At 59.6% G+C, this 17,499-nt stretch carries 12 protein-coding genes and 3 pseudogenes; 8 read left to right on the forward strand and 7 right to left on the reverse strand.

The genetic code is table 11. The features are described 5' to 3' along the window. Positions 1-8: 8 nt before the first annotated feature. The gene (locus ACRQ5Q_RS42270) at positions 9-1,022 is read right to left on the reverse strand and encodes a TRAP transporter substrate-binding protein (RefSeq protein WP_439400212.1); all 1,014 of its coding nucleotides are present in this window, start codon (positions 1,020-1,022) and stop codon (positions 9-11) included. Between the two features lie 174 nt (positions 1,023-1,196). Between ACRQ5Q_RS42270 and ACRQ5Q_RS42275 the strand changes: the two genes are divergently transcribed. Both ACRQ5Q_RS42275 and ACRQ5Q_RS42280 read left to right on the forward strand, forming a co-directional pair. Beyond that, complete coding sequence (locus tag ACRQ5Q_RS42275) at positions 1,197-1,865, forward strand: GntR family transcriptional regulator (RefSeq protein ID WP_439400213.1); 669 nt, start codon at positions 1,197-1,199, stop codon at positions 1,863-1,865. Between the two features lie 11 nt (positions 1,866-1,876). After that, entirely contained in the window at positions 1,877-2,797 is a 921-nt protein-coding gene (locus ACRQ5Q_RS42280) for an SMP-30/gluconolactonase/LRE family protein (RefSeq protein ID WP_439400214.1), read from the forward strand. A gap of 588 nt (positions 2,798-3,385) precedes the next feature. Here the strand turns inward: ACRQ5Q_RS42280 and ACRQ5Q_RS42285 are convergent. Then, positions 3,386-5,212: a tannase/feruloyl esterase family alpha/beta hydrolase gene (locus ACRQ5Q_RS42285; RefSeq protein WP_439400215.1), complete on the reverse strand. Its 1,827-nt coding sequence runs from the start codon at positions 5,210-5,212 to the stop codon at positions 3,386-3,388. Positions 5,213-5,529: 317 nt separating this feature from the next. Between ACRQ5Q_RS42285 and ACRQ5Q_RS42290 the strand changes: the two are divergent. Continuing rightward, positions 5,530-5,811 (forward strand): annotated as a pseudogene (locus tag ACRQ5Q_RS42290) (hypothetical protein); the annotation flags it as partial. An 807-nt stretch (positions 5,812-6,618) separates the two neighbouring features. Here ACRQ5Q_RS42290 and ACRQ5Q_RS42295 read toward each other — a convergent pair. Further along, a complete protein-coding gene (locus ACRQ5Q_RS42295; protein WP_439400216.1) occupies positions 6,619-6,849 on the reverse strand; it encodes a hypothetical protein in 231 nt (76 codons plus the stop codon). 345 nt (positions 6,850-7,194) lie between these two features. On the opposite strand from ACRQ5Q_RS42295, the gene ACRQ5Q_RS42300 reads away from it, so the two are divergent. The 5 genes and pseudogenes from ACRQ5Q_RS42300 (at position 7,195) to ACRQ5Q_RS42320 (ending at position 11,055) form a co-directional block, all read left to right on the forward strand. Further along, positions 7,195-7,521: a hypothetical protein gene (locus tag ACRQ5Q_RS42300; RefSeq protein WP_439400217.1), complete on the forward strand. Its 327-nt coding sequence runs from the start codon at positions 7,195-7,197 to the stop codon at positions 7,519-7,521. Positions 7,522-7,543: 22 nt separating this feature from the next. Continuing rightward, positions 7,544-7,730 (forward strand): annotated as a pseudogene (locus ACRQ5Q_RS42305) (hypothetical protein); the annotation flags it as partial. A gap of 1,584 nt (positions 7,731-9,314) precedes the next feature. Beyond that, positions 9,315-9,581 (forward strand): DUF2934 domain-containing protein, encoded by a 267-nt coding sequence (locus ACRQ5Q_RS42310; protein ID WP_439400218.1) that lies wholly within the window; start codon positions 9,315-9,317, stop codon positions 9,579-9,581. Between the two features lie 188 nt (positions 9,582-9,769). Further along, a complete protein-coding gene (locus tag ACRQ5Q_RS42315; protein ID WP_439400219.1) occupies positions 9,770-10,501 on the forward strand; it encodes a DUF3750 domain-containing protein in 732 nt (243 codons plus the stop codon). A 377-nt stretch (positions 10,502-10,878) separates the two neighbouring features. Beyond that, positions 10,879-11,055 carry a hypothetical protein gene (locus ACRQ5Q_RS42320; RefSeq protein WP_439400220.1) on the forward strand — a complete coding sequence of 59 codons (177 nt, stop codon included), beginning with the start codon at positions 10,879-10,881 and terminating at the stop codon, positions 11,053-11,055. 42 nt (positions 11,056-11,097) lie between these two features. On the opposite strand, the pseudogene ACRQ5Q_RS42325 reads toward ACRQ5Q_RS42320, so the two are convergent. The 4 genes and pseudogenes from ACRQ5Q_RS42325 to ACRQ5Q_RS42340 form a co-directional block, all read right to left on the reverse strand. Next, positions 11,098-11,211: pseudogene (locus ACRQ5Q_RS42325) on the reverse strand (Ku protein); the annotation flags it as partial. 463 nt (positions 11,212-11,674) lie between these two features. Then, the gene (locus ACRQ5Q_RS42330; protein WP_439400221.1) at positions 11,675-12,175 is read right to left on the reverse strand and encodes a Phasin protein; all 501 of its coding nucleotides are present in this window, start codon (positions 12,173-12,175) and stop codon (positions 11,675-11,677) included. A gap of 816 nt (positions 12,176-12,991) precedes the next feature. After that, positions 12,992-13,450: a cupin domain-containing protein gene (locus ACRQ5Q_RS42335; RefSeq protein WP_439400222.1), complete on the reverse strand. Its 459-nt coding sequence runs from the start codon at positions 13,448-13,450 to the stop codon at positions 12,992-12,994. 3,173 nt (positions 13,451-16,623) lie between these two features. Then, positions 16,624-17,007, reverse strand: a complete 384-nt coding sequence (locus ACRQ5Q_RS42340; RefSeq protein WP_439400223.1) for a DUF1330 domain-containing protein — start codon at positions 17,005-17,007, stop codon at positions 16,624-16,626. Positions 17,008-17,499: the final 492 nt, after the last annotated feature.

The raw sequence follows: 17,499 nt of genomic DNA on the forward strand, positions 1-17,499 counted from the left end.
GAAACCCACTATTTGACCGTGCTGCGGATGCGCGCGAGCTCGGCGTTGAAGAGCTTGACCTTCTCGGGATCGTATTCGGCGGAGAACTTGTCGATCACCGGCTTCACGGCCTCCTGCATCCGGGCGTATTCCGCGGGCGCAATGTCGTTGAACTGCATGCCCTTGGCCATCAACTCAGCAAGCGCCTGGTCGGCGGCGCGCCGGGTCTGATCGCGCTGATACTGCAGCGTTTCGGCGTAGGTGTCGCGCAACATCTTCTGCTCCTTGGGCGAGAGCTTGTCCCAGAACTTCTTGCTGACGATGATGATGTTCTGGGTGAAGGTGTGGTTCGTCGCCGAGACGTATTTCTGCACCTCGTAGAACTTGTTCGACAGGATGACGCTGTAGGGATTCTCCTGGCCATCGACTGTCTTGTTCTCGAGCGCGGTATAGAGCTCGCCGAACGCCATTGGCACCGGGTTGGCCTTGAACGCCTTGAAGGTCTCCAGATAGACCGGATTGGGGATCACGCGCAGCTTCAGGCCGGCGAGATCCTCGACTTTCGCCACCGGGCCCCTGCTGTTGGTGACGTTGCGGAATCCGAGGCCCCAATAGCCTAGTGGAATGAGATCCTTCTCGGGCAGGAGCTCCATCATCGCCTTGCCGAACGCGCCGTCGGCGAGTGCCGTCGCCTGGTCGAAGGTGGCGACGATGAAGGGGAAATCGAACAGGCCGAGATCCTTGACGACGCCCGCGAGCGACGTCGTCGAGGCCGAGAACACCTCCTGGGTGCCGCCGCGAACGGCCGACTGCTGCTGCATTTCGTTGCCGAGCTGGGACGCCGGAAACTCGCGGACCTTCAGCTTGCCGCCGCTCTTGGCGGCGAGCACCTCGGCGAATTTCTGCACGCCGAGGCTGACGGGGTGATCCGTATTGTTGAGATGCCCCCAGCGGATCGTTCGCTCCTGCACCTGTGCCATAGCGGGCAAGGCCGTGAGCACAGCGCTCAGCGCGACCGCCAAGCCAAGCATCGTCCTCCGCATACCGACCCTCCCGATGATGAGGCCCCGGTCTGGCGCCGCGGCTTTGAGCCTCGAAAGGAAGCATATGATATTCTGGGAGTCAAAATATGAATTGAATTTCATCATACGATTTTTGTATCATATGAACCCATAGCGAGGGCCCCCGATGCGGCTCCGCCCAGCAAGGTCGACGCGATGTCTCTGATCGACAAGGAAGAATCAGCCATCGGCCAGGACGGCTACCGCCGGATTCGGACGGACATCATTTTCGGTCGGCTGGCACCTGGCCATAAGCTCCGGCTCGAGGCGCTGCGCGAAACCTATGGCGTAAGCGTCAGCACGCTGCGCGAGATTCTGAACCGCCTAGCCGCCGAGGGCTTCGTCGGGGCGGAGGGCAAACGCGGCTTCGAGGTCGCCGCGGTCTCCGCCGACAATCTGCGAGAGCTCGCAGGCCTCCGGCTGCTGCTGGAGTCGCACGCGATGGCGATCTCCTTCGCCAATGCCGACGTCGAGTGGGAGGGGCGCATCGTCTCGGCGCATCACAAGCTCGCTTCGACGGAGCGGCTGATGGACTCCGGAATCGGCGAGCCGGAGCAGTGGAAGCGCTATGACGGCGAATTCCACCAGGCGCTGATCTCGAATTGCGGATCGCGCCTGCTCATGGAGACGCACAGCCTCGTCTTCGACAGGTATTTCCGTTACCAGATGGTGGCCTTCCACTATCGCGGCGCCGAGCCGGCCGCGCAGCACAAGGCGATGCTCGAATGCGCGCTGAAGCGCGACGCCGACACGGCGACGCTCGTGCTCTCCGCGCACGTGAACAATTGCGTCGCGCACGCGCTCGCCAACAGCGCGCTACGCTGACGGGGCACGGGATGACCAGCACCATCCGGTCTCACCAGGTGGAGGTCGCGGTCGCTGCCGCGGACGTCCTCGGCGAGACGCCGCTGTGGTGCGAGCGGTCGGCAAGGCTCTGGTGGATCGATATCGACCGGCAGCTGCATCGATCGTTCGATCCGGCGACGGGTCTTTGCACCTCATCCCACCACGACTGCCGGTTTCTCGGCAGCCAGGCCCTGACATCGGACGGCGCGCACATGCTCGCGCAGGATCTGAGCCTGGGACGCCGCGATCCGGAAAGCGGCCTGCTGAGCCGGTTTTGTGACGTCGAGCAGGGCCTCGACAACCGGCTCAATGACGGCCGCGTCGACGCGCGCGGACGCCTGTGGATCGGCACCATGGACAACGAACTACATCGCGCTAACGGCTCGCTCTATCGCGTAGACGGTGACCGCACGGTGACACCGATGTTCGGAGACGTCATCGTGACCAACGGCATTGCGTTCTCGCCGGACAATCGCATTCTGTATTTCTCCGACACAAGGCGCTATTGCACCTGGCGTTTCGATTTCGACCTCGACGATGGGGTGATCAGCAACAGGAGGCTGTTCGCCGATTACACCGCGTCCGGCGAACGCCCCGACGGCGCATGCGTCGATGTTCACGGCGGGCTTTGGACGGCATTCTTCTCAGGGAGCCGAGTGGTGCGCTATCGCCCGGACGGCCGCATCGACACCGCCATCCCGCTGCCGGTGACGAACCCCACCTGCGTTTGCTTCGGCGGAAGCGGCCTGAACACCATGTTCGTCACGAGTGCGCGGAAATTTCTGAACGCGGGCCAATTGAGTGCCGAGCCGGAGGCCGGTCATCTCTTCGCCATTCACGGCATCTCGCAAGGCTTGCCCGAGCACCGGTTCGCCGCGAATTTATGTGCGCCAAGAAGGGAAGCGTCCTGACGCCTCCTCAGACTCTCCTCTCCAAGGGCGGTTCGGGCCGCCAAGCGTCGATGATCGCATCGATGAAGACGCGAACCTTCGGCGATAGATGCTGACTTGACGGATACACCGCGCGGATCGGCGGACCGTCCGGCTCGGGCTTCCGGCACGCGTTGAGTACAGCTCATTGAGCCGTTTCAGACCCGTAACAGCACTGGTGAGCAGGACTCGATCTGTCGATCGTCCGTCAGATCATGGCTGCCCCCGGCGGCGCATTGTTAGTCAGCTCATACACCGGACCCGACGAGTTGCCGGTGTCTCCCCGACGAGTTGCCGGTGTCTCAAAGCGTACGCTTAGCTCAAGACCGGCTCACCCGTTTGTGAGAGCTTAGTTTTGATGGTGCTCTCATTCACCATTCGAACGACGCGATTTGCATCAAGCTTCAAATGGCTGCCCAACTAACGACGCTGAGCACGCCCATGATCGACCCAGGCTAGATTCAATTGGCGAGGGACAATAGCTCCTAACGCGCCCCAAGACGGCGGCCCTCCGGGCCGCCTCGCCGGATATCGCAACAATCAGGTTTCGGTGCCGCAATGCTTGAGGGACTAGCGGCAGCTGAAGCTCGAAGGCTGCGTCGCCGGACCCTGGCCATCCCACGTCGTCCGTCGGGGATAGACGCAGACCGGATAGCTCACACCGCCATCGCGCGAGGTCAACGTGATCTCGCCCGGCGCCACTCCCTTCTCGACCCAATCGGTCAATGCGGAGAAGAACTGGTCCTTGTCGCGCGTCGGCGCTTGGTTGGCGTTGCCCGGCAGCTTCGGCAGCGGCACGGCGTCGTTCTTGCCGGTCACGGTGTATGAGCGGCCCTGCGAGGAATGCGCGACCCCCGGCACCAGATACATCCGCATGAATTTTGAGACCTCGGCATCGCCGCCCATCGCAGCAAGCACGCGCTCGTGATAGTTGACGTTGCCGGCCGGCGGGATCGCATCATCCGCAAGTCCGCTCCACACGATCACCTTGCGGCCGAGATCGCGCAGCTTGGAGAGATCCGCCTTGTCGGTGATCAGATTGCTGAACAGCGTGGGCTGCAGCGCGACGTTCTTGTCGACGCCGGCAGCGAGGCCGGCATAGTCGAGCTCGAGCCAGCGGTTGCGCTTGGCGGTCGAAGTGTTGGTGATCGGAATGCCTGACGTCGCGCTGGCATCGGCGGCGTAGCTGACGTCCTGCATGCCGAGCGCAAAATTGTCAGTCGACGCGCTCGTGATCTGCATCGAGATCGACGTGCCCTTGGTAAAAGTCCACCACAGCTGCTTCACGCCGAGCGCCTTGCCGCTACGGGCTTCCGCTGTTTGAGCCGGATCGACGCTGCCGTCGCGGGTCGCGCCGTACCAGATCTTGTTGAGCGCATCCGCTTCCTTCGCGCTCACGCAGGCCGCCGTGTCGGCATTGCTGCCGGTGACGCCGTCGCCCGCTTCGCCCGCACAGAGCAGCACCGCGTCACGGGCGGGATTGTAGTCGCAGGCGAAGGGATCAAGCAGGAAGCCGAGGCCGGCCTTGTCGCAGGTCGCAACGGCACGCTTGTTGGCGGCCTCGACCTTGGCGGCGAAAGCGGCGGCCTCCGGCTTGTTGATTGCAGTGAAGCCGAGCTCCGACTTCATCACGACCTGCGGATAAAGGCTTGTGGTGCCAAATTTCGCGATGTTCAGCGCAGGCTGCGCGATCATGTAGCCGTCATAGAGCTCGGGATAATCCTGAAGTATCTTCAGACCCTGGCGGCCGCCCTGCGAGTGTCCGTCGTAGTAGACGAATTGCGGCGCTTTGCCATAGTAGAGATTGACCAACGCTCTAGTCTTGACCGCCTGCTCGACCATCCCACGCACCGCGAAGTCGCGGAGGCCCTCGACGTTGACCTTGCCGTCGGAGAGGAAGGCGAACGAGCCGTCCTGATACCAGGGCTGGCCCGCATCTGTTGTCCCCGAGGCATAACCGATATTGGCATTAACGATCGCCGGCACCTTGCTGCCGATCTTGTCAGCGTAGCGATGGCCGCCGCCGACCCAGCCGCCGCCGCCATAGTTGCGGATGCGCTCGTTCCAGTTAGCCTGCGTCGGCAGCCAGACCTCGATGCCGATACCTTCTGAATAAGAGCGCGCGGTCTTGTCTTTCTCAGCCGTAACGCCGGGTCCGACCAGCAGCTTCACGAGGCAAAGATTGGCTGCCGCCGTAATCGGCTTCGGCGCATCAGGAGCCAACAACTCCTCACCCTTCTTGACTTGGCGGACCGCGATCACGGTCGTGAACTCGTCGGGATGGAAGGCAGCCTTGATGCCGTCGTCACAAGCCATCGGCTCGGCGGACGCCGATGTGACCTGGCAAGTCGCAGCCACCAGCAGTATTGCCCAAAAATTCCTTCGCGCTACCGGCATCGGTTCTCCCCACTTGTTATTGTTTTCTGTTGGCAGCTCGGGGCCGCCGGCATCGTCATCGGCCGCGACTCATAAGCGCTTCGTGCCACTTCGGGAAAACGCGGATGCGGATGCCCGACTCGCGGGACGATAGCGCGTTGCTGACCTGGTACAAATTAATCATTTATTATACGAACTTAACATGGTGTTATTTTTTGCGGTGCCGAATTCCTACCTTGCGGCCGAAATTGAGCGCCTGCGCTGGCTGCGACCGGCCTTCAAAATGCTCGCCGAAGTCGAGAAGCTGAACGCGCCAACCGGCAGGTCGAGAACCAGTGGGTCCAGCCCAGCCGTCGCCGACACTGAGCGATGCCTTCAGGCGGGGTACGGCTATCGGGAAGTCCGTTGCCTTGGCTGCGATACCAATCATACCGTCGCGCTCGACATCGTGCGGAGACCGAAAGCGACCCCGATCCACGAACTGGGAGCGCTACATGCGCTGCAAGGTTTGCTCGCAGGTTCGCGGCTATCGGTTCAAGCGGAGCCATCTGGTAGCACTGCGGCGGACCAAGATCAGCGCGAGCGATCCGCCGTCAACGTGGGGGCCCGGCGAACGATGAAGGTCCGGATCGCGCTCACTGAGTGGCCTACGATCTCGACACGGATCGGGTATGCTGCCCCCGATGGCAAAGAACTTCGAGCCCTGGCCATCGCAGAGATGCAGGCGAACATTCAGCACGCCAGCTTTTGCTGGCGAGCGGGCAAATCCATGGTGGGTTGCTTCCGGGTCAAGGTCACACCATCCCGTGCACGGCACCGACATACAACTGTCTGTTTAACGGGCCGACGGGCTATCGTGCACACTACTACAGCTCGGAAAATGAAGGCGAAGCTCTTAATCAGTTGCTTGTCCGCGGGCTCGCGTCCTTATTGTTGCCTTTCCAACGTGGCAAGAATGCAATCAGTCAATCGATAGGCTAGGAGAACGATTACTGCGCGGGCCATGGTCGAAACTTGGTTTTGACGATGCGGCGTTTTCGAACACCCCACCGCGGCAATTGCTTGCCCGCCGATGGGTCAGCCGAAGCGGAGGATGCGACCTGATAGGTCTTCGCGTCCCAAGGCCAGTCCCACCTCACTTACAGTTCTACGGCACGTGGATATTGCGCGCCACGCGCGAATGCCAACTGGACGCGTCCAAAGCGGATCGTCCCTGTGCCATTTGGTCGAGAGGTTACGCTTGATCGCACAGGTGTTAGAAGAGGTTCACAGGGGACGAAGAGCTTTAAGCATGATGACGGAACGCGATGATTTGTGACCTCTACAACATCACCAAACCAAGTCGCCATCCTCGCGCTCTTCCGCCCGCTACGTTGGCAACTTGCCGCCGATGTTAGGCGCACGGTGTCCAAATTCCGTCCCGCGTCTTACGCCCTGCTCCTGATCTCATAGTGGCCCGGCACGCACTTGTAGCGATCGAGGCGCCAATTCGCGTGGTAGATCGGATGCTCGCCGAACCACTTCGCAAGCGGCCCCTGCGCGCCCTTAGCGCATTCCTGAAAAGTGATCTCCGGCGTCATGTTACTGTCGGTGACGATCTCCTCGACACAACTTCCCGCAGAGAGATGACAGAGCACGGCAACGACGGTCACAAACATCGTGCACCTCCTTTCCAGTTTGGCGGGCGGAATTGCGCACAAAGCGCCGTTCTCGTCGTCATTCGCTTCGAACACGAGGCAAGCAGACCTCTGCGCACTTCGTTGAGCTTGCTCGCCGCCGTTGAACGAGCCTCATAAGGCCGGCGTATCAGCACGACCGGATCACATAGTAACGACGCTTGTCGGGCTGTCATCGTACTTTGGTCCCATTGCCTCATTTTTAGTTCGCGGGCTGTCCTGAGCGCGCCAGTCGCCCTGACGGTCGGTCTTGCGCTACGTCAACATGCACAGGCTTCGTCCCGACAACACTTGCGACACGTGCCATTGAGATTTGCGGAGGCGCGGATGCCACGAACCGACTTGATGCAAACTGCCGTTTCAAGCACGGCCGATCACGCGATCTATCTCGTGGTGGATCGCGTTGGCTCTCCGGGCAACTTCTGCCGCAAGACCAAGGTCGAACGGACGGACATCGAAACCATCATCTCCAACCTCATCGCGGGTCATTTCTTCGATCCGCTTCGTGTTGTTGCCATCAGCACGTTGGGACATTGGTCGAAGGACATTTCAAGGGATGTTGCCGAGGAAATTCGGTGTCGCTGCGACATCGAAGCCGAGCCTGTACCAGAGCATATCCGTGACTTCGTGGTAAGCTACACGGGATCGGCTTAGCAGATCGGCCGTCGCCATTTATGTCTGGATGCGCGCGCCGTGGGATGAAGCCAAGGCGTTGCAGCGAACCTTTGCCGGATGATGCGCTCAGGATCGTGATGCGCGGTGCGGAGAAGGAAGATCGGGCGGCAGCAAATGACCGTGTGATGCAGAAATGTTCATATGACCAACCGTCGCCAGGGCAAAGGTCCGATCAGAAATTGACCTGAAAGTTTAAGCCGCCGTATACGCCCTTGACCTTTTTTTGGGGAGGCAACGCGCCTCTTGGCACGTTCAGTTCGAGGGCGAAGATGTGCCACGCACTCGGCTTGATCTCCTACGACGAGTTTCACGGCATCGACCAAATCCGCCGCATCAGAAATCACTTCGCGCACTCGATGTCCGCATCGTTCAGCCAGTCAGCAATCACGGATCGCTGCCGCCTTGTTGCGGCACAAAGCTCTCCAGTACGGAGACGTCGTGATCAATTCCGAGGGCGAGTTCACGTCGGCAGCGACGGGGATGCTGCTCAACATGGTGAACAGGGCGGCCTATGTTTCGGATAAGCGATTGACCACTGGAAATTGGAAGCGATAACGCTCACCGCGCCCTACTTCACGCCGGCCGCTTCAGTGATCCCGGCCGGATCGCTGATTCCGAGTTTTTCCAGCAGTTGGGCCTGCTGTTCGGCGGCGCGCTCCGCGCCACCTTCCGAACTTCCCTGCTAGTTCAGCATCGGTTTTCCCTGCCGCAATGCGCCTTAGAAGTTGCTTCTCGCGCGGAGACAGGATTGGGTCGGTCATCTCAGATTTTGCTCATTAGTCCCTAGTCCCTGAACCCTGCACCTATTCATGTACAATTTTGAACCGAACCGGCTCTACCACAGGTATAGCATTGGAAAATGGTGGGGCTCGAACAACGAGCGTGCAAAATGAACCGGGAAAACTGTGACGGTGCCGTTCAGATGCTGGTCTGGGCCATCGAGGAGATCGAAAAGACCGGAAACAAGCAGGCCGCCTGCTTTGCCCGTGAGGCTTTGAGGTGCCTCATGCCATCGGATGGCGAGCCCGCCCCACCGGAGGCTAGCCCGCCTCGCGTCGTGTCGGCCTGGTCGCAATCGCGCGCCCGGTCAGGATGTCGACGGCTGATCCCCTAGTGCTTTGCGCCTGTGTCCGAAGGAACAATTTTGCGCATTGCGGATTAGAGAAGTGACAGCATTCATGGTGGTGCTGGCGGTTGCGCGACGCGGCCGGCCGGCTTGGAAAGGCCCCGTCCCCAACGCGGGGCTTTTTCTTTGGAACGGCGCTGCGATCGCACAGGTAATGAACCGTCGCCGCTCGTTCTGTTAGGAGTGGCCGTTGTCCCGGTGATAGCAGTGCGGCGTGCTTCGCATTTCAATAGCCGCCCCAGCGAGGACCTTCTGCGCTGCCCCTGCGGATGCAGCAGCCGCGGGGAATGAGCGAGGGGATCTATTTCGGTCATAGTCTCGACCACCATCAATCAGGAGGTCGGCTAGTTCAGCGAGGCGAAGATCGCTACCATCACAACCAAAAACGCGCTGATCAGAACCACGACGTAGATACTCATACACGAAAAACGAATTCGGCGTCGCCCTGTTCCGGCCGCCGGGCGAGCCCCGAGCACTTCATTCCTTCGACCATCAGGAGTCGGGCGTATTCACCTAAGGACTTAAGAGCCCATTGTGTGCAAAAGTGGACTCTGAGTCGGACGACAATTGTAGAAGTGAGCCTGGCGGCGAAACATCCGTGCGCCATTGGAGTCATCTTCATTAAAGGAGGACGGGAGCGGCTCAGATGGAGGAACGCGCGAAGCTGGAGCACCAGATCGAGTTAGCCACAAAGGCGGCCGGCTACATTCGCGACGAAAGCACCGCCAGCCGCCTTAGACGCTTCGCCGACGAATTGAGGCAGAGGCTATTCCCGTCCACGCGAGACCGAGAGATCAAGATGCGGGCGCAAGAGCTCTGGGAGCACGCCGGCCGCCCTGTGGGTCGCGACCTGGACTTCTGGCTTGAGGCGGAGCGGGAAATCAAAGGGCGGTCCGACGAGACATCCGCTTAGGGGACCCCGCACAAGGCGGCCATCATCAAACCGTCACCGCACGACGGACCCTCGGCCTTTCTGCTACTCTCGCGTTCGGCGATGCCGCCGACACCCCAAGCCGTGGACCCGCCTCCCCTATGGCGATGGTACCAGCCCGAACTATATGTCAGTGTAAGTCCACCGCTCATTCCCCATTGAAGAAGCCCTTGCTGATCTTTCTATTCCTCGTCTTTGCGCCGATTGCAGCATCCGCAGCGCGCTATTTTTGGCTGGGCGACGGTCGGGGGAACTGGCAGACAGCCGACCGCTCGAGCGCGGGACTATTGCCTTCAGCGGCGGCGCGTCCCGAAGCGGTCATCCGGGTCTTCGCCGCACGAACTGTCTGCTGGCGCAGCATCTTCGCCGTCCACACCTGGATTGTTGTGAAGAAAAAGGACGCGACGTCCTACACCCGTTACGACTACACGGCATGGGGTGAGCCGATCAGAACCAACGGCTTTGCGCCAGATGGCCGATGGTTTGGCGCCGCGCCGGAAACGATCGTGGCTGTCGACGGCGAGCGCGCGGAAGCGCTCATCCCCAAAATCCGCTACGTGATCGAAAAATACAAGTTCCGATCCTACGGCGATTACAGCGCTTGGCCAGGTCCCAACTCGAACACTTTCGTGCGAGCGGCCCTGGATTCCGTACCAGAGCTGCGGGCAGTCTTGCCGCCAACCGCGATCGGTAAGGACTTCCCTTATGACGGTCGTTGGATCGGGATCACGCCATCGGGGACGGGTATTTTCGCCACGCTCGCGGGTTATGTTGGTCTCACCATTGGCTGGGTCGAAGGGGTTGAACTGAACTTCTTCGGCGCCGTGCTCGGCTTCGATCTGCGACGTCCGGCGCTCAAGCTTCCCGGCCTCGGCCGCTTCGGTGTTGCTGCACACCTTTGACCGCTCACCCTATTTCGAACCACAGGCAAGAGCGGTGCGTCTACAAGACACAAGCAAGTTGTCGGGTGTGTTGAGCCATCCCTGCAGGAAGCGCTCGCACTTGATCCGGCGATTATGGCTTCGTCGGCTTCTTGACCTGACCTACGTTTTCTGACGTGCTTGGCATTGTGACCCATCCGCCATGGAGTGGGTGACCAGCGTCAAATTTCAACGAAGATATCAGTAGCTTCACGCTTTGCGCGACCCACCATCGCTTATCTGCAACAGCCGATAGACACGGAACGACGAGACTTCGCACATGCAGCACTGAATATGTTTGAGCTGACCAAGTTCGGCGGATATCGTCGCCGTCCCTTGAGCAAAATGTGGGGCGAGCAATGAGTGGCTTCCAAGCCAAGTTGGAGCGTTTTGAAAACCTCGCTGCGGAGTGCGAGCTGATCGCTAATCGATCGGAAGGAAGCAATCGCGAACTGTACCAGCGGGCGGGCCAACACTATCGCGAACTCGCCAAGGACGTGCGTGCCTTAATCGCATCGTTCGATCTTGCTGCCTAGGCCTTCTTCAACGCCATTAACCAAGCTATGGCACGCGGAGCGTTAAGCCGATTTACGTCGCGCTCCGGCCGCCGGCTTCTTGGAAACGGCCTCTTTTGCCGGTTTCTTTCCGGCTATCGGCATCCACATCTCCCTCTGGCCAGCAGCAGCCTTCTGCGCTCATCCGTGACCTAGCGAGGGACCCTAAGAGTTCAAGGTGACTGGGCATAGGCGTGGGCAGGTGACGTCCCAAAAGGTTCATTTTGGACGCATTTGGCAGAGATTGAGGACTGGTTGATGTCCGCTCCTGTCCGTAAGCGCCGTACCAAGAGCGTTGCGTTTGGCCGGACTGCCGTAATTCAAACTCCCGAACCGGGGGCTCGAGCGCGTTGAGGCTCTTTAGGCGCCCCAAGGCCGTTGCGCTCGGGACCGGGCCACGCGGCAACTCTCACCATGATGCACGGGCCCCCTTGACAGCCGCCCCGACCACGACAGTTACACGAACCCAGGGAAAGCTCAATTAAAAGCAAGCACGCAAAACGGCGGCGATTGAGAGCCTGTCAGTTCGCATCCTTTCAAGCTGCCGCCGTCGCCAGCAAGTAGCCGGTCCGGTCGCTCCTGGCAGGCTCAAAGCGCGCGATTATCGTCTTGTGAGTGCAGCCAGTTCCGTCGACTGCTTCCCCACCATGTCAGCACGTCTTTTTATCGATTCTCCAATCAAGTCGACGAATTGGAACGGCGACCTGATCGTCAGAAGCTTCTGGCTTAACTCAAAGGCAAATCGCATGTTGGCTTGCGTCATTTCCACGAGCTTCAGTTGATAACTCACCATACCTGCCGTCGCTGAAGCAAAATCAAATCCTAGCATCTGACCAAGGCCGTCTTGCATCGCCGGTTTCGCAGCGATGGGAGCCTCTTGCACCGGTTTCGGAATGGGGGCCACTTGCTTGTCAACATTGGGAGCTTCTTGTTTTGGATCGCTATGAAGCTCAAGGGGGGATTCAATCGGCCCAGCGGCAACAGAGCGCAACAGATTGTCTTTCGCGCTTCTAACAACCGCTTGCTTATTCCCATGGGCTCGCGTGGCAATGGCGGGGGTGCGGGCGCGCTTTGACGCCTTGATAGGTTTACGCTTACTCATCTGAGGCTCCAAGCTCGTAGATATTTGAAAAGACAACAGTCCGTCCAACCCAGCGTTCCACTGCGCCGGCACAACGGTGACGTGCTGCAGTTCAGCTGGCGCGGCAAGGCCGACAGATCGGCCCGCGACGAGCGCGTCAATCGCTACGCCCCCAGCCTTACCGCCCTGCGACGGTGCGGCCTTCGGCGAGACCGACGCTGATCGACGATCTGCTCGCCGGGCAATATGACCGGGTGCTTCGCGTGGTTTCGTTCAACCCCGTCGAGGGCTGGCCGAGCGACGCGTCTGAGGACATTGCCCGCGAACTCGAACGCAGGATTGCTGCTGAAGGTAGGACCAAGCCGAGCTCGAGCCGGCTACAACTAAATTGCATGATGTTAGGGCAGTGCCCGCGAACCTGTAGCTGATCGCGCCAACTCCTCTCGCTGGAATCCCCCTAGGCTGACGGCCGATTTCCATCGCGGTGCAGCCTTTTTATCGCTTGTGTACATTTTTGCACCAATCCCGGAACGGAAGCGCGCCCCACGGCTTAAGTGTTCGGATGTCGACAGGTGTCGCGATTTCATGATTTCGCCCGTGAGGCAGCAGCAACGCTGCTCCGTATGGCAAAGACAACAAAGAACCAGGCGGTTGCGTCCGGCTTGATTCAGCGGGCGGCCGACCTGAAAGATCGAACCGGAGAATTCCCACCCCCGATGACGTAGAGGCGATGAGCGAACAGCCATCAAAGCCTTTGACGAGGAACTAGGGCCGCCTCAGTCGGGCGGCCTCATCCGGCAAAATGTCGGCAATCTTGCCTTCATAAACAGTGATCGATCAAGCGGCGGTGGCGCGCACTCTTTGCTCACCTGCACCACGCCGCCGCGAAACCACAGACCTCAGCTTGTTCATGGCGCGGATAGCCAAACCGAGCCCGGCCGGATTGGTCGTACGGAAGAAGGCCACCTTTTTCACGTAACTCTCGACATGCCATTTGGCGTGCGCACCGCGCCGGAAAAAGATTACGTCACCGACGCCATAGCGCTTCGCCGGCATGCCGTCGCTCTCCAGCACGATCGATCCTTCGAGAATCACGATGGTCTCATCGACATCGTAGTACCAATTGAACTTGCCTTCGGTGCAGGACCAGATCAACGTACGGGCTGCGCCATCCGCGCTGATCGACAACGTGCAGTTGCGGGCGTCTGGATTCCCCTCAATGATCCAGGATGGCTCGATCGGCGATGGTTTGAGATCCACATTGCAATGACTGGTTTCGATTAGCGCGAGCGGCATACGTCTCACCCCACTCCGGCATTACCGAGTTTTCCGGGACGACCTAGAAAACAGATCTTCGCCAAGACTGTGAAGAGGCCATTTTGTCGCGCCGTTCGCGAGGCTCAAACGAGGTACCTCGCAGTCGCGATTGAGGTTAGCACTGCCGCCGGAGTTGCAGAGACGACAATCGTTACCAAGCGAGTGCTGCCGTTGTTCAGTGCGGCGGCCAGTAGTGATGGCTGCCAAGGACAGAACGGCTGCACCCCAGGCCAGCGCATGCAACATCCAGGGCCGCATTGTCTCCTCCTATAGGATGAAAGGATGCGGGGCGGCTTGCGTGCGCTAATTGGATTGGTCGGAGCAGCCATGTGTTCGGCCTGTTTGCGCGGTACCCATGACCGCTGGCCATAATGCCCTCCGCGGATCAGGTCCCGGTCAAAAGCACGCATTCGAGATGCGATGGCCCAAGTGGGTTGTCCTGATCGCCGGATCGATCCTGCGACGTGAAGATTCTCCTTGCCAACCCGGAGTAGCTATGTGTTCGGCCTGTTTGTGAGCGGCCGAGGGAGCGATGCCACTTTTTCCACACCCATGACGCACAGCGACTCGCGCGCGTTCCGAGGCCCAAGGCATTGATAATCTGCGAGGTACTTACGATGCCGCTTTCATGGGGCATGCCTCGTCCTCCCCGACGCTACACGTCGACGCGTGCCGATGGCCGTCCGCTCTAGATCACGTTCGGCGAGATGCGCGAGATGGGTGTACGCGGCATCATCGTATTTTGCGCCGACCTACCGCGGCGGCCACAGCGTTGCCTCGAGCGCCGATCAATGGGCTGATGATGTACGCCTATCGGATATCGAGTCGCGGTTCATGTGCCGTGCCTGCGGTAGACGCGGCGCCGATGCCAGACCCGATTTTCGAGCGCGGCAAGCCGCCTTTGGCTATGGGTGATCGATAAACCTGCATGAACCTGGTCATGGGTTGTGCCGACTAATCATTACCGGGGAATTGCTGATTCCCACCCGGGGCTGGAAACCCGCCGCCCGCGCTCAATTTAAGCGGGCGGCGGTTTTGCTCTGTTCGAAGAGCGGCCCCGGCGCTCGGGGCTGGCAGAAACGCCGGAGCCGTTCACACACGCCCGCCGCCGCAGTGCGCATCAAACCAGTATATCGGGAAAGGTAAGCAGGGACGAGCAGCGCCAATGTCCTAATCTGCTTCCGCGGATTTCCTGCTACTTCCCAACGAGAACTGACACGTTTTGTTCTTGTACAACCGATAAAGCACCTTCAGGTTGTGTCGCTGAAAACCAAAGTAGATCGAAGCGAGGGACCATCTTCAAAATTTTGGCCCCAGCTCAAGGGGGGGCGCGCTTATCTTCTCAGGCCAGCCTCCCGATTGCACAATGCAGCGTTTGCCGGTGCATCTCTGACCGCTGAGGGACAATTATTCAGCGCCGCTCTTTCTCTACATTCGCGTTCACTCCAACTTCGGAGGATGCGCGTTCAGAGGGGGAATTTGCCGAGTATACACGCGAATGGACTGACTGAGTCACAGCTCTCACATGTTCGCCGCCACGAGTACGCTCACTGCAATGGATGGTCGGGCAACCACGAGCCATGACGTGCGTGCGCGGCCTTGGGCCGTAGCAGAACGTCGCCTCCGCTTTGGGGGAGGACATGGTCATGGCAGCAGCTCTAGATCAACTTCGCGTTGGTCGCATCGCCTCAAGACATGTAGCTGAAATGAAAGGGCCGCACGACCCTGGTATCAAATCGATCGCTCTTGGCTAGTCGCTAGCGCGATGTGTGCCCGCTCCAGGTTTATCTAGGCCCCCAGAAATACGTCGCCAAAGCTCCCCCCGGGTGCCAGCCAATACCTTTTGGGCTTTCCGTTTTGCCATTGCGTCGTTAGCGCATTCAAATTCCACCGCGCCGACTAAATCGCCTCGTTCATCCAGAATGTGGAGACGGTAACACGAAATTGCTTCGTCTTCCGTGCCTGGGTCCGACATCTCGGTATTCCCCCTGCAGAGCGAGCCGTGCAAGCCCCATCATTCTAATCGGAACACCCACCCTGAAGGAAAGCCCGCCATTGGCGACGGGCTTTAGGCTTGGAGGAAAGGCGCCCATGAGGACGCGGGTAAAGCCTACGATGAGTCGAGCCGGTATTGTGTGTCGCGATCGACACTGTGGACAACAAAGCGCCGCTGTCGGGTTCCAGAATTAACGCGCAGCGCGGACATCAAGCTTAACAGAGCAATTAAGTTGTCGTTGATCCAGAGGCTTCTATCGTGCTCACAACGTGAACCATCTCTGCTGTCTGAGAAGTATCTTTGGAGAGCGATGCATCTTGCAAGATTTCATAGTGGGCTTTAAGTGCAAGTCCGATAGCAAGATTATCGAAGAACGCGTAGCAGCGGATTCCGCAGCCGAGGCTGTGCGTCGTTTGAAAGCGAAATACCCGGCGCCCCTGTTCAGCTTCATATTCATCACCCCGGCGCCCCGCAAGACTCCACCGTCGAAATCTGGTCGCTGACTGACAGCAAGGTGCGCCGTCTTCCGTGCAGTATTGGCGTCTGACAGACGTCGGGTTGAAGTACGAAGCGACGCCGGACGTATGTTTCAGGTTTCGTTGATCACGTTCCTAGCGACTCAGGCCACTGTCGTCTTGAGCCTCACACGGCTTTTACGCTTGCGATTGCCCTTCTCGAGCGTGCTTTGGAATGAAATGGCTAAAACAAGGTTGGAAAGCGGAAGCAACGTCCACGCCGGCCTTGCGCTTGCGCCCGCCAAGTGGCACGCAAGGCTCTAAATGCGCCTCAACATTCCTCGTCGGAAAGCCGATCGAGAAAGGCCAGCCCGACCAACGCGAGGTCCTGGGCATCACCTCTCCCGCGCTTCCCACCTCCCTTGCAGATGAGAGGAGACAGCGGCGGAAATCCGCAGCATCGACGTCGGGACGCCGGGCGCGCTACACGCACCACGGTATCAACCGCTGATGGTAGCGGGCCGTCGTCAACCATGTCGGGCGCGGGGGAACAGTGACTTCCCCAGCTCATCCTCATCCGACGAGCTGGGGTTCTTTGCAACAGACCTAAAAACTTTCTAGAGCCGCGCTGTCGACGTCGGAAGGAAGGCCGCCAAGGCGGGCGGCCTCCGCGTCAGTTATTGCGGCACGCGGTCTGGGAGCTACTTCTCGACTTCGACGGCATACCTGCGCACGACCTTGACTGCCTTGTCACGCTGGGGAGCAAGGTCCGCCCAAACTTTCGATTTATAGAATGCCACCGCGTCATCTACGCTGTCCCATTCGGTGAGTGCTGCACTCTTGGGAGGTGCGCCCCCCTCTATCTGAACAACCCTTCCGGCCGCGGTACGCAAAGCGCGACCATGAGCGTCTGCTATCAGTTTGCGGGCCGTAGGCAGGTAAGCGGCCTGGGCCGAAGCATCGAGGATTTCATTTTCGCTGATGACGTAGGCTTTCAGCTTGGCCCCTTGAGCGTGGAGGCCCTGGACAGCGATGGCGCCGATTGCGATGCCTGCGAGCAATGTCATCGAATGTTGAATTTTCATGACTTCCTCCCAGTTGCTTGCCGATGATCCGGCAGCCAATAGTACTGCTTTTTAAAACCGAGCAGTGAGCAATCTAGGACACCGGCTTCGGAATAGTCCGGCACTCGGCGTCTAACGCAACATGAAAGAGGTTCGGTCACGGTAGCGACGGCCGTCGCCAGCCGCCCCCCGTACAGATCCCGGCGTGCGCTGCTAACGCACCGGGCTCCTACCTTGGGTTCTGGCGTCAAAGCGGTGACAAGGCAGCGGGTGTATGGTTCTGATTGGCGAAAAGAAGCGGTCGACGAGTTGGATGAACCTCTCCCAGGTGAGGCGTGCCGTTTGGCTGCGTGGCTTGAGCGTGAGCCAAAGCCGCTTCACCTAGTTGAAAAACCACAGATGCTCGGGTGGTTGCCCGAGACTGCGAAGTAGTTCAGATGCCCTTCAGCATCTGTTTCACCCAGGCTCCGGTTTTCGCGATGGGGTCGTGCATTACCCTGCGCAACTCCATCT

The organism is Bradyrhizobium sp. PMVTL-01 (assembly GCF_051861855.1).
GTDB lineage: Bacteria > Pseudomonadota > Alphaproteobacteria > Rhizobiales > Xanthobacteraceae > Bradyrhizobium.